Source organism: Albidovulum litorale, assembly GCF_025751495.1.
GTDB lineage: Bacteria > Pseudomonadota > Alphaproteobacteria > Rhodobacterales > Rhodobacteraceae > Albidovulum > Albidovulum litorale.
Genome location: NZ_JAOWKZ010000006.1, coordinates 25,272 through 38,927 on the forward strand (window position 1 = coordinate 25,272; position 13,656 = coordinate 38,927).

At 58.8% G+C, this 13,656-nt stretch carries 10 protein-coding genes; 1 reads left to right on the forward strand and 9 read right to left on the reverse strand.

All coding sequences use genetic code 11. The features are described from left to right. Positions 1-21 precede the first annotated feature (21 nt). From OEZ71_RS20035 to OEZ71_RS20075, 9 genes are all read right to left on the reverse strand, one after another. Entirely contained in the window at positions 22-1,320 is a 1,299-nt protein-coding gene (locus OEZ71_RS20035) for a metal-dependent hydrolase family protein (RefSeq protein ID WP_263741865.1), read from the reverse strand. Positions 1,321-1,455: 135 nt separating this feature from the next. Beyond that, positions 1,456-2,874, reverse strand: coding sequence for a serine hydrolase domain-containing protein (locus tag OEZ71_RS20040; RefSeq protein WP_263741866.1), 1,419 nt, complete (start codon positions 2,872-2,874; stop codon positions 1,456-1,458). A 219-nt stretch (positions 2,875-3,093) separates the two neighbouring features. After that, positions 3,094-4,092: a class A beta-lactamase gene (gene bla, locus OEZ71_RS20045; RefSeq protein ID WP_263741867.1), complete on the reverse strand. Its 999-nt coding sequence runs from the start codon at positions 4,090-4,092 to the stop codon at positions 3,094-3,096. A gap of 159 nt (positions 4,093-4,251) precedes the next feature. After that, a complete protein-coding gene (locus OEZ71_RS20050) occupies positions 4,252-5,880 on the reverse strand; it encodes an amidohydrolase family protein (RefSeq protein WP_263741868.1) in 1,629 nt (542 codons plus the stop codon). A gap of 161 nt (positions 5,881-6,041) precedes the next feature. Next, complete coding sequence (locus OEZ71_RS20055; protein WP_263741869.1) at positions 6,042-6,737, reverse strand: DUF3299 domain-containing protein; 696 nt, start codon at positions 6,735-6,737, stop codon at positions 6,042-6,044. 2 nt (positions 6,738-6,739) lie between these two features. Then, positions 6,740-8,335, reverse strand: a complete 1,596-nt coding sequence (locus OEZ71_RS20060; protein ID WP_263741870.1) for an amidohydrolase family protein — start codon at positions 8,333-8,335, stop codon at positions 6,740-6,742. A 109-nt stretch (positions 8,336-8,444) separates the two neighbouring features. Further along, the gene (locus tag OEZ71_RS20065) at positions 8,445-9,209 is read right to left on the reverse strand and encodes a hypothetical protein (protein ID WP_263741871.1); all 765 of its coding nucleotides are present in this window, start codon (positions 9,207-9,209) and stop codon (positions 8,445-8,447) included. Between the two features lie 90 nt (positions 9,210-9,299). Further along, positions 9,300-10,781 (reverse strand): serine hydrolase domain-containing protein, encoded by a 1,482-nt coding sequence (locus tag OEZ71_RS20070; protein ID WP_263741872.1) that lies wholly within the window; start codon positions 10,779-10,781, stop codon positions 9,300-9,302. Beyond that, on the reverse strand, positions 10,765-12,321 hold the full coding sequence (locus tag OEZ71_RS20075; protein WP_263741873.1) for an amidohydrolase family protein: 1,557 nt from the start codon (positions 12,319-12,321) through the stop codon (positions 10,765-10,767). Before OEZ71_RS20075 ends, OEZ71_RS20070 begins: the two co-directional genes overlap by 17 nt. Before the next feature lie 175 nt (positions 12,322-12,496). Between OEZ71_RS20075 and OEZ71_RS20080 the strand changes: the two genes are divergently transcribed. Then, positions 12,497-13,564 carry an AraC family transcriptional regulator gene (locus tag OEZ71_RS20080; protein WP_263741874.1) on the forward strand — a complete coding sequence of 356 codons (1,068 nt, stop codon included), beginning with the start codon at positions 12,497-12,499 and terminating at the stop codon, positions 13,562-13,564. Positions 13,565-13,656 lie beyond the last annotated feature (92 nt).

Consider the following 13,656-nt stretch of genomic DNA (forward strand, 5'->3'; position numbering starts at 1 on the left):
AACGGAACGCAGGATACCGGATTAGTTTAAGTTGTTTTTGTAGATTATTCCGTCTTTCATGATCAAGTCGAAGTTGGCCTCCGCGTCGCCGACGAGATCGAGGTTTTCTAGCGGATTGCCGTTGACGAGAATCAAGTCAGCCAATGCGCCCGCCTTCACTACCCCTAGCTCCCCCGGATAGGGGTCGCGTGGACCGGAAAGCTTTAATAACTGGGCATTGTCGTGTGTTGCCATTTTCAGCACTTCAAAGGGCGTGAACCAGCGCTTCATCTTGGCCAATAACTTGCCTTGTTTTGCCGCAAGTCCTGCATCGAAAAGCACGTCTGTACCCCAGGCGATTTTTGCGCCGTGTTTCTTGGCATATCCGTAAACGATGTCTGTGCCCGCAGTCACAGTTACAAATTTTGCTCTATTGGGCGAGCCCTCAGGAAAGGGAATGGCATCCTCATCATCGAGAATGGGTTGCATGCTGAGCCATGCACCTTTTTCAACCAAGAGTTTGATTACATCTTCACCCAACAGGTGTCCATGCTCAATGCTCTTCACACCTGCTTCCAAGGCCTGTTTGACGGCCGTGTCCGTAAAGGCATGTACCGCGATGTAGGTATTCCAAGTGTTGGCGACCTCCACGAGGGCGCTCATTTCAGCAAATGTGTATTGGGTTACATCTAATGGGTCGAAGTCTGATGACACCCCGCCGCCGGCCATCACTTTGAGCTGGGACGCGCCCTGGCGCAAGATTTCTCGCGACCGCTTAATTACCTCGGGCACCCCGTCCGCTATTATCCCAACACCTGCTTGCTGAAGATAATCCAGAGGTTGCCCAGGATTCTCGGGCACAGCCAAAGGTGCACGATAGTCCCCATGACCCGAAGTCTGGGATATCACCGCCCCAGAAGGGTAGATGCGTGGTCCGTTTATAAGCCCTTCATCAGTCGCCTTCTTGATTGAAAAGACATTTCCACCAATATCGCGAACAGTGGTAAACCCTCTCATTAAGGCGCCCTCGTTCGCTATAGCCCCTTTAAAACTCATGTAGGCCAGATCATTTGTCATCAACTCAGCCACAGAAAGCGTCGCAAACAACGAGTGCCAATGGGCGTCGATCAGCCCTGGCATCAGCGTGCGGCCGCCTCCGTCGATGACCGTGCCACCCGCGATCGCCAACGGTTCGGTCGACACTGCGGTAATCAGGTTATCCGTGACCACGACATTGGCGTTCATGATCAGGGTTTCGTTGACGCCGTCAAAGACGTTCACATTCGTGAACAGGATCGGCCCGGAGGCGTCCTGAGCTGCCACCGGCAGGGCGACGCTCATGGCGACGGCAAGCGCCGCAGTCGAGGTCTTTGGGTTTAGTTTTCGCATTGGACGTCCCCCGTTGTCGATGCAGTGAGTTCGGTAAAGAGTTCAATCTGGCTGTGCAGGATCGCCCCTCCACCGAACCCGTGGCTCTTACTCAGCCGGTTTGTCGAACACAGACCCGGAGAGGTCGAATTCATCGACCGCCCCGTCGCCCCGAATGAAGATCCGGTGGTTGAACCGCACGAAGTTGAGTTCGCCAGACGGATCTTCGAGCAATTCACCAAGGGCGCCCTCGTTCGGGCCTTCGGTGATGATGAAATAGCCCTCGGCCGTGTTGGCCACATTGGCAGGCGCGGGATCCGCTCCGCTGGTCAATGCGGAGAACTGCACAAACACATATTTGTCGCCCTCTTTGCGGATCTCGATGTTTTGGGAATTCCCCTTGAAGACGCCGACGAAGGGATCGAGCACAGCCGGATCAACGCCCGCGGCGACCGGAGAGTCGGCCTCGATGCCCGTGAAGGCTTTGACCATTTTGTCCGCAATTTTGCTGTAGGCTTCGACACCGCGATCGCTGTGGACCATGATCACCACGGCAAAGTCGTGTTCCGGGATCAGCTTTAGAAAAGACCGCGTGCCGGGCCAATTCCCCCCGTGGAAGGGGCTGGTGGCGCCGTCGTAGTCATGGACGAACCATGTCAGTCCGGTAAACTCGCCGACCGAAGCGTCGACTGCCGGAGCGTGGGCATAGTCCAGCGCTTCCATGGACAACAGCTGGTTCCCGGCGGCGTCCTTGCCGTCCAGCTGAAAGCGGGCGTATTTCAGCATGTCGGTAACCGTCGACCGGATTCCGCCGGAGGCTGCGGACTCTCTGATCAACGGAATGTAGTACGGCTTGAGATCACTGATGCTGCCTTCGCCGTAGATCGGCGGATGGCCCCATGCGTAATCTTTGGCCGGCGGGGTGGGGTCGTAGTTGAAGGATGACGACTCCATGCCGAGCGGGGTGAGCAGGTTCTCTTCGATCAGGTCCTCGATCGGCTTTCCGCCGACATGCGACACCACATGGGTCGCGAAGGTGATGCTGGTGTTGTTGTACATCCAGGTTTGACCGAACGGATAGATCTGCTCGACGTAAGCCGCCTGGAGCATGACCTTCTCGCTGATCGACCCGCCCGGAGGAACAGGAAGGAACCCATGGTCGCCATACCAGCCAGCGTGATGGTGGAACAGGTCAACGACCCGCGCTTTCGACGTTGCGTCGGGATCCGCGACCCTCCACCACGGTAGGAGGTCGACGACACGCGCGTTCAAATCCAGCTCGCCCCGTTCGGACAGCTGCAGGGCCACTGTCGACAGGAAGGTTTTGGTCACAGAGCCAATTTGAAATTGCGTATCAGGGGTAACGGGCTCTCCGGTGGTTACGTTCGTGACACCGAGGCCGGCGCCGTAGGAGTTGGGCCCATGGATGACCCCGACACCAAGTCCCGGGATCTTCAGTTCCTTGATCAGTTCAGAAGCTTCGGCGAGCACCGCATCAAAGGTCGCCTGGCCCTCTTCCTGCGTCATGACCCGCGGAGTCTGCTGCGCAAGCGCCGGCTGAATGGCGAGTGATGACGAAACCGTTAAGGTGCACAATAGTTTACCTAAGTTATTCACTGGGTTTTCCTTTGCCTTGGAGTTTTCACTGGATTTCTGCTGTTGGTGAAACGATGGTTGTTCCCAACGAGTTCTGTCTTCGCCGTGCAAGATTGCCCTAGCAGAGCCTGCAAGGCGAAGTTTCCCCGTTTACTGCTTCGCCATCTGCCCGACGTGGAAGTAGTCGAACAGCGACCGTGCGACCTCTGCAATGGCCCGATCCCTGTCCGCCTCGGATGTCTCGCTGCTCTTGGTGAACACGGCGACGGCAAACCGACGGCCGTCGGGGAGCGTGATATAGCCGACGTCATTGGCCACTCCCCCTATGGTTCCGGTCTTGTGCGCCACGGGCGTTCCCCTCGGCAGCAGCCCCTTGAGCCGGGCAGCGCCGGTGCGCGTGCGCGACATGACATCGAGCAGGAAGTCGCGGCTCTCTGCGCTTGTCGCCGTGCCGCTGTCGATGGCAAGCAGGAGTTGCAGCATCGCAAGGGGCGTTGCGTGGTCGCGGGGATCCGCCTCGAAGTCCAGATTGCGGTCACCCATGATCGTCATGAGTTCCGGTCGGGTCACAAAGGCCTCCATGGCGACTTTCATCGTGGCCGGTCCCGGCAGGCCATAGAATTCCCCGATGATCTCGCCAGTCGTCCGATCGACCCTGAAATCGGTGATCCCGAGCCTGCGCAGATATTCGGTCACTGCCGCCGGTCCGCCCGCCAGACCCATCGAGATGTCGGTCGCCGTGTTGTCGCTCTCCGTGATCATGATCTCGATCAGGTTCGCCACCGAAAGCTGAAGCCCAGGGTGCACGAATGTGTCGCTCAGCGCAGCATCCCCGATCATCATCATGTCGGGTGTGACCTCGACCATCTGGTCGAGGCTGAGTTCGCCTTTGTCGACGCGATCCAATACCGCAGCGGCAATCGCAACCTTGTAGGTGCTGGCCATGGCAAAGGTTTCATCGCCATTGAACGCGATAACCTCGTCGCTGCCGATTTCCTGCGCCGCAAAGCCGATGCGCCCCGCAAGCTTCGTCGCGACCCGCTCGATCGCGGCTCCAACGGACTGTCCGTCCGCTGTCTGGCCGTATGCCGGGCCGAAGCTGGCCGCCGCGGAAACCGCAAGGGCCATGATGGTGTTTCGAAATTTCATTTTCGTTCTCCCTATTCTGTGAGATGGGTTTCGGGACTGTCCCGTTCGGTATTGACAACGCGGAACCGACAGCCCGCGCTGAAGATCTGGGCAAATGGCAGCCAGGAGACGGAGATCAAAAACTGCATGATCCCGTCTCCTTGCTTGGATGCGGCGCGATCAATTGCCGCCATTCGCCGGGAAGGCGCCCGTGAAGTCACTGGGCATGCCGGTCGAGAATTCGGCATTCCACGCTTCCACCGAGACTGGCACGAAGCGCGGCTTGTCTTCGGGGTCAAACCGGATCGGCTGACCGGCGAAAACAGGAAGCACCTTGTCGTCACGCAACGTGACCTGACCGTTAACGATCACGGCTTTCATGCCCGTTGAAGGGACGGCACCCTTGTCGTAGGTCGAATTGTCCGTGAAGCGTTCGGGGTCAAAGACCACGATATCGGCAACCATCCCGGTCTGGATGCGGCCGCGTTCCTGCATCGCCTTCAGGCCCGTATCGCCCAGATGCTTGGCCGCGTTGTAGCTGAGGATCGAGATCAGCTGCATCATCGGGATGTTGTGTTCCCGACCGAGGCGGATCGTAATACCCCGGGTGCCAGCCGCGCGGGGATGGGTGTTGCCGAGCTGGTCCAGCGGGATATCCCACGGGCCGAAAAGAGGTTCGGGAGGAAGCGCGTCGCTGGCCACGGTAACGCCCTTCAGCGTCAGCCATTTCGGCGCATCTTCTTCGGGCATCTTGAATACGACGATCGGCTTGGTCGGATTGGCGGCCATGTCGGTCTTGAATGTCTCCAGGGTGTAGAAATCCCCCGTGACCGGATCCTGCACGGTATCCTCATAGCGGTTGCCCAATTGCTCGACCCAGCTCTCCGGCTGCAGGAACGACGCATTCAACGTGGTGGACCCGGCAGCATAGGGGTAGATTTCACCCCAGATGTTGTGGCCCTGTTCCTGAAGCCCAACAATCATTTGCTGGGCAAGCCGCCAGCCGGGGTTGTTGAAGTGAAGAACAATCGCCGGGGCACCCAGCGCCAGGGCATTGGCGATGAGTTCCTGCGCTCCGTTGTTCTCGGTCGTGTCGGTGCCAAGCGTATAGCGTGTATGTGCGCCAGTCGGGCGGCCATAGCGTGCGCCAACCTTCTGCACCTCGAACATCTCGCGGGAAGAGACGCCCTCCCTCATATAACCCACGGTGCTGCCAATGCCGGGTGCGCCCGCCTGCAGACCCTTGTCAATCTCTTCGAGAATCGCATTACCCTGTTCTAGGGTCGGGCGCGTCACGCTCCAGCCCGATTTCTTGCGGGTTTCCAAAGCAGCAATGGGACCGTTTATCAGAAAATCGCCCTCTGCCCCGTCGAGCACCACCGCGCGGGCCAATTCGTGGCTGACCGCGCAGCCATAGTTGGCCTGGGTCACACCGGCACGCGCCTCGTACCAGGCGGCGACATAGGATCCCGCACAGCCCGCCTCGAAATCCATGCCGCTGGTCAACCCGTCGCGCAAGCCGACCCGGTAGCCGATTGGCGTCTGCCAGTGAAAATGGGTGTCGATGAAGCCCGGCGCCACGATGTGGCCGGTGGCATCCACCGTCTCGGCACCCGTCAGCGCGTCCTTGGTGATCGCGGCAATCCGGCCATCCTTGATACCGACATTGGCGATGTCGTCATACAGGGTTTCCGGGTCCATGACCCGGCCGTTGTTGATCACCAGATCATAGTCTTGTGCCAAGGCCGGAACGGAGCACATGACACTTAGCAAGAAGGTCCCGGTCAGGATATGTTTTTGATTCTTCATTGGTGTCTCCATTTCAATCTTGGTTTCTATTGATGGCTTTAGCACTAGCCGGGCGATCGTCTTGAATGCGCCCTTGGCGAATTCTTCTTTCCTGGATGCGGCGCCGCCCGGCTTCGCCAACATCTCCCGTTCTCCGGGGTTAGGGCCGGGCCATTCCCACCTCATCCATCCGGCAACTCGACGGTTTCGGCGTTGAGGGTCCAGCCACTCAGCATGCGCGACTCCCCGTCGAGAACGAATATGGTCTCATCGCTTGGCTCGACGCGCAACAGCCCCGACACCCGAACCGGCAGATAAACGGATTCGACCTGTTGATCCACGCGCAGTCTGACTCTGACGAGTTGGTTTGGTGGTGGCGGCGGAAGGTGGCTGCACATTCCGACCTGCGGCACCAGATAGCCGAAACCGCTGCCATCCGCGTCTGGCGGTGCAGGGATGATATAGCCCGAGATCGAGACCTCGACGCCATCGAAGATGGGGTTGGTGGCCATGCGGGCGCTCTGCCGCTTCCTGGCGACGTCCCAGCGCTGCTCAAGCAGCGCTTCCACATCGTGACCATTCGCTTCAAGCACTTCCCGCGCGGCGGTGCGGCGGACCTCCAGGCGCGTGCGTGTCTCCTCATCAAGATCAGTGCCAGCGAGCTTTTCGTCCGACTGAACCAACAGTTTCAATTCGTTCAGCATGTCGACCCCCATGGCTGCGTAGGGGTCGTCAAAGGCCACCGCCAACGGATCCGCCAAGTCTGAGAACTCGATCGCCTCCGGTTCTGCAGTTGCTTGAGTGGCGGCCAATAAGGCCGCCACAAAGACAGAGATCAAGAATCGCACGCTGACTTCTTGTTGCCTGAATGCAATCACGATCAGTTTCCACCGTCCACGGGGAAAGCACCCGTGAAGTCACTGGGCATCCCGGTCGAGAATTCGGCATTCCATGCTTCCAGCGAGACCGGCACGAAGCGCGGCTTGTCTTCGGGCTCAAACCGGATCGGCTGACCGGCGAAGACAGGAAGCAGCACATCGTCACGCACGGTGACCTGACCGTTGACGATCACGGCTTTCATGCCCGTCGAAGGGGTGGCACCCTTATCGTAGGTCGAATTGTCCGTGAAGCGTTCGGGATCGAACACCACGATATCGGCAACCATCCCGGTCTGGATGCGGCCACGTTCCTGCATCGCCTTCAGGCCCGTATCGCCCAGATGCTTGGCCGCGTTGTAGCTGAGGATCGACATCAGTTGCATCATCGGGATGTTGTGTTCCCGACCGAGCCGGATCGTTGCGCCCCGGGATCCGGCGGTCCGGGGGTGTGTGCCGCCCAGCTGGTCCATCGGGAAATCCCACGGGGCGTCGTAGGGCTGGGCACCAACCCCATCGCTGGCCATGGTCACGCCCTTCAGCGTCAGCCACTTCGCCTGATCTTCTTCGGGCATCTTGAATACGACGACCGGCCTGGTCGGTTCGGATGCGATGGTCGCCTTGTAGGTCTCTAGGGTATAGTACTCATTCGTGACCGGATCCAGAATGGTTTCCTCATAGCGGTTGCCAAGATCGTCGACCCAGCTTTGAGGCTCCAGAAACTCCGCATTGATCGTGGTAGAGCCTGCAGCGTAAGGATAGATTTCACCCCAGATGTTGAAGCCCCTTTCCTGCAGCCCTGAAATCAATTCGTGTGTCACGCGCCAGCCGGGGTTGTTGAAGTGCAAGACGATCGCAGGCGCGCCGAGCGCGATTGCGTTTGCGATGAGTTCCTGCGCGCCGTTGACCTCGGTCGTGTCGTTGCCAAGCGTATAGCGTGTATGCGAGCCCGTCGGACGGCCATAGCGTGCGCCAACCTTCTGCACCTCGAACAACTCGCGGGAAGAGATGCCCGCTCTCATATAGCCCGTGGTGCTGCCAATGCCGGGTGCGCCGGCCTGCAGGCCCTTGTCAAGCTCTTCGAGAATCGCGTTGCCCTGTTCCAGAGTCGGGCGCGTCACGCTCCAGCCTGTTTTCGCCCGAGTTGTGTAAGCGGCTACGGGGCCGTTTATCAGGTACTCGGCGCCGTCCGAACCGTCGAGCACCATCGCCCGGGCGAACTCGTGGCTGACCGCGCAGCCATAGTTGGCCTGGGTCACACCGGCGCGCGCCTCGTACCAGGCGGCGACATAGGATCCCGCACAGCCCATCTCGAAATCCATGCTGCTGGTCAACCCGTCGCGCAACCCGAGGGAATAACCGATCGGCATCTGAAAGTGGAAATGCGTGTCGATGAAGCCCGGCGCCACGATATGGCCGGTCGCATCAATGGTCTCGGCACCCGTCAGCGGGTCCTTGCTGATCGCAACGATGCGCCCGTCCTTCACGCCGACATTGGCGATATCGTCGAACAGGGTTTCAGGGTCCATGACCCGGCCGTTGTTGATCACCAGATCATAGTCTTGTGCATAAACAGCGGTGGCGACCAGAGTGCTGAGCATGAGCGCACCTGGCAGAAATTTCTTACTTGGGCGCATTTCTTACTTCCCTTCTGAGTTACGTTTACAGCTATGTGGCTTCACGAAGCCTTCAAGGGTCTCAGGCCAGCGGCTAAAATCCGATGACCTTGTACCCGACCTGAAGGCTCCAGTCGGCAGGGCGGTGGGCGCCCGCTAGTATCTGCGGTTTGATGAAAATCTGGCTGTCGCCGCCAAACGCCTTTCCCATCGGAAAGCCGAAGGTGGTCGTCAGGCTGGCATATCCTTTATCCCTTTCCCAGTCGAAGATGAGGGCCGGATCAAAGGCAACGAACATTTTTTCGGTCGCAAGTTTGGGCACATAGTAGAAATCGAAGGTGGTCATGTTGATCTTGCTGCGGCCCGCATCTTCGTCGCCCAGACCGAAGGTCTGAACCAGCGACGGCGCGACGATGGAACCATCCTCGAGGAATTTGGCATAGAATCCGGATAGTTCCAGCACCGTCTGGCCGTTGCCAAGATCGGGCCGGTCAGCGCTATCGAACGAAAGCTTCGCCGTATAGGCGATCCCGCGCGTCGCATTCACGGCAAGGACATGAATAAATTTCACGTTAAGGTCGCCAAGCCCAAAACTGTCATCGACTGGGCCTGAGGCGTAGGGCAACGTGAAAGTCAGGGCCTTGTTGTTTCCTGGACCGAACGGCACCGTGAAACTGGCTTCTAAGAGGCCGTTGGAAAAACCTGATCCGAAATCCGAATACTTGTACTGAATGCCGGCGCTGGTCGCCAGAATGGTCGGGTTGGTGCCGTTGTTCACCTCGGGTTGGGACTGCGCCCAGGCCCCGGTAACCAAGATTGCCGAACACACAGTTGCGGGGATCGTCAATAGGTGTTTCATTCAGATTCTTCCTTTTTCACCGGGACAGCCTCAACCCATAACCAGGTTGCGGATTGCCCTATCCGGTAGCACGGCGAGGTCATCGGGCGCTTATCCACCGGCCAGCATTCTCGCAGCGTTACGCAGAAATCCCGGGGAATGATCGACTCCCGAGATTTCATCCGGGTTGGGCGCCAACCCGAAATACACGCCACAGAAATCGCGGGAGGGATCGACATAGATGCCCTGCCCCATGTTCCCGTGCTTGAACATGGCGCCGTCGTTGAAGACATGGTCCCACTGGGCCGAGTTGTAGTCAGGGACTTCGCCGAACCAGTCCGTGCCGTATTGCTCTTCGGTCGAGCCTTTGTAGGCCTCGGGATTGCCCATGGTCTGGATGCTTTTCAGCAACCTGTCCGAGATGATCTGCTCCTCCGACACCACATTCCAGCTGGGCGTGTAAATCATCGTGTAGCGCAACAAGTCTTCCGGCGTGGTGTTGTGCATTCCGGCGCACAAGGGCGTTCCATCCGGCGCAAGGGCGGTGATAAAGGCGTTCTTCGCCCCGATTTTTGACCAAACACGTTCGTTCCACGTGGTCTGCCACCGCTCTCCGGTAACAAATTGCGTCAGCAGCACCAGTGTCTGCGTATTTGCGCCAGAATACCGGAAATGCGAGCCTGCAGGCTCATCGGGCAGCGGTTGGGCGTTCTTCGACATTTCGCGGAAATCGCCCTTGTTCAGCTCGAAACCGGCCGTGAACCATTTGGCGATCCAGGAATCCGGATTCAGCAAGTTCTCGATGGTTTCCTCGATATCGAGGCCGGAGGACATGTTCATCACGTTGCGGACCGTGGCCTGCTCCCATGCCGACCCCCTGACCTCGGGCACATAGGTCGGGACGGGTGCATCCAGATCGATCTTGCCCTCATCGGCGAGCATCGCGACGAGCAGACCCACGGTTGGCTTGGATGCCGACATCCAGATATGAATATCCGTGGGGTTCATTCCCGGATAAACCTCGAAAACCACTTTGCCCTTGTGCGCCATCATCATCGCCTGAACCTGACGCTTGCCGACCAGGTATTCCTTCAGCGGCGGTGTGGGTGTGCCGTCAACGGACGTATAGGTCAGATCCAGGATCGACGAATCAATCGCGCGTTCGAGCTTCGAGAATTCCTTCGGGGGTGCGATATAAGAGCATTTGAAGAACTCAGGGATATTTAGGTTGTAGTAGATGGAGTCTTCGCTGCCGGACTGCCAATTGGGAAAACTGTAATTCCTGGTCGCCTTTTCGACGAATTCCAGAGACTGGGGCGTTTTCCATCTCGCCATCGGGCTGTCGACTTCAAGCGGCTCAAAACCTGATGCGCCGGCGCGGACTGGCCCGCTCGTCTGTGCAGAGGCAGGCTGGGATGCCAGCCCGAGCCCGGCTGCACTCGCCGCCGCTCCAACGGCAACGCCGCTTGCCATGAAGCTGCGCCGGGAAATACTCTTCAGAGCGTCGTCATCTTTGTCGTGGTCGATGCCCGCCAATTTAGTAACCATAGATGAATTCTCCAGCGAGTCCGTGTTTTCAGTCTGCAACGACATTACGGATCGCCCTGCCATTGGGTGCGTTCAATACCAGCTCGCCGTCACGCACCGAGAAGCCGCCGTTCACGATCACGGTTTGCACGCCCACGGTCGGTTGATTGGCGTTCTCGAAGGTGGCCAGGTCAGCCACCGTGGCGGGATCGAAGACGACGATGTCCGCGTCCATGCCCACCTGAATCCGGCCCTTGGTGCGCATCTGCGGCACGCTGTCTTCCAGCGTCTGTGCCGGCAGCAGCGACATCTTGCGGATCGCTTCGGAAAGCGACAGTATCCCGCGTTCGCGCACATAGGACCGCAGGACCTTGGTATACGCGCCTGTTGACCGCGGATGGCTGAACACATTGTCGGGAAGCGGCCATTCATCGCCATCGTATAGCAGAATGTTGCCGTTTTCATCGAAATAGGACCAGAGCACGGAATCCGAGGCGATCGCTGTCGCGGGATTGGTCACCGAAACGTCCAGCAGCGACAGGGCCGCGGGATCGGCCTCGTCCAGGAAATGCCAGACGATGAAGGTGCCGGGCTTGTTGGCCTGATAATCGGCAAGTTCATCCTCGGTCATCCGATCCGCGCCAAGCTGGAAGTTGTTGGCGGTCGAGTCCATCCGGTCGCGCCAGTTCGGGCCGCTGAACATGGCCGCGCCGACCACGGTGCTGGCTGCGCCGTAGGGATAGGCTTCGGTCGTGACGTTGATTCCCTGGGCCTGCGCCTTTTCCACCAGCGCCATCGTGGCTTCGATATCCGATAGCGAGGTCGAATTGATATGGCATAGATGCATGTGCGCGCCTGTTATGGCGGCGAGGCTGATCAGCTCCTGAATCGCCTCGAACGAGCTTTGTGGCTCGGTGTTGCTGGCATAGCGCACATGGGTATAGGTCGGGACATTGTATTTGTTGGCCAGTTCGGCCAGCGCGTAATACTCTTTGTGTCCAAAACCCGGCGCATAGCCGGCGTTGATGCCGATACCCAGCGCACCGTCCTTCAGGCCCTGTTCGAGCAGCGACATGATACGCTCGGATTGTTCCGCGCTGGCGATGTCCTGCTTCCAGTCGGTGCGGCCCTGCGCATCCGTGAAAAACGCCGCCGTGGCCAAGGGATCGGTATCGCTGAAGGTCGCAATCCGGCTGTGGGTCCAGCCTGCGGACGCGCCATAGTTCATCGGCAGCTTCTTCGTGGCCTGTTCCTCATACCAGTCGCCGACCGGCACAATGCCGGATTCAAGCTCCAGCGCCGTGGTAACGCCCTGGATGACCTGCATCCTGTAGTCGCCGATGTTCTGGCCATGGGAATGCAGGTCGATGAAGCCCGGCGACACGACATGGCCGGTGGCGTCGATCACCACATCACCCGCCAGCGGGAATTCGCTGATCGCCATGATTTTGTCGCCCTCGATGGCGACGTTGCGAATCGCATCAAGACCGGTTTCGGGGTCGATCACCCTCCCGCCGACTATGACGATGTCATTCGCCAGCACGGCCGTAGTCGACAACAGCAGAGCCACCATCGTGGCGGCCCCCGAGGTTCTTGTTCGTAGCATTTTCAAGCTCCCGCGATTGCATAGGTGATTAGCGCCGAGCGCTCGTAACCAGAATCTCTTCGTGTCTGGCCTGAAAGCTACACTGCCCGTGAGGTCAGGTCTTTGCATCTCATGCCCGCAGTGGCACAATTGTATAGCGTGTGGTTAAGCCCCTTAAAGATGAGAAAAAGCCCGGATGAGCAAGCCATCTGCCCCGAAATTTACCCGAGCAATGTTGGTTTTGTACCCGCTCGGCAAGGCATTCGCCTTGCGCGGCGGCGATATCGACGCTTTGCTTGCCCGCAACAGGATTCCGCTCGGCGCGCTGTCCGATCCTGCGATGCTGGTTGAGGCGACCGCCTGTTATGCTGCCATGGAGGACATGGCCGAAACTCTCGGCGACCCGTATTTTGGCGCAACGGTGGCGATCGAAGTCGCCCGGAAGGGGACGCCCGGGCTCCGGGAAGCGGCGAGCCACGCGGCTACCCTTGGAGATTTCCTCTCCCGGGTGATTGTGGAGGTTTCGAAGCAAGTTGATAATGTCAGGTATTCCTTAATCGTTTTACCCGACGTTGCAAGCTTGGAGATTCTGCGCACGATCAGGGTGTTGAGGCCATCAAGACAATTGGATGCAGTCGGCGTCGCCTTCTACGTGACCGTGATCAGACAGGGTATCGGTGGCACTTTTGACCCCAAAGACATCCTCGTCACTGTGCCGACCACCGCAGGTCTTCCGCCGGGGTTTCTGCCGAAACAGGCGCTTGTGAAATCCGAGATCAACGGCTTGCGGATTTCTTTTCCGCCGCAATGGCTTTGGACGCCATTCTCGCTGGACTGGGACCTGGTGGAAGCGTCACGAGGGGAATTCGCGCCCGACGGCACCAGCGAAGCACCCCTTTCCTATCTTCGTAGCATGCTTGCGGATAACATCGCTCAACACGATCTGACTCTTGATGTATTTGCCGCAATCTGTGGCCTGCATCCACGTCGTGTACAGCGCATCCTACAGGCAAAGGGCACCTCCTTCAGCCAGATGAAAGACGACGTGCGCCAGAGCGTCAGCGAAGACCTCCTCTCGAACACAACTCTACCCATCTCGCAAGTCGCCCTTCAGGTAGGCCTCTCCGGCCCGGCCGCCCTCGACAGGGCATTCAGGCGATGGACCGGCAAGACGCCGACAGGATTTCGGGCCGAATCCAAATCGGATCCGGATGCCCAAGTTGTGGATAACGGATCCGGGTCCAGTACCAGCAACGAACCGTAAAGGATGAGCCCTAACGGTGCTGGCAGACAAATGCGAACTCGTCTCTACAAGGACAGGATGGCTGTCCCTTATGCCGCGCCGAGCTGGCGCCA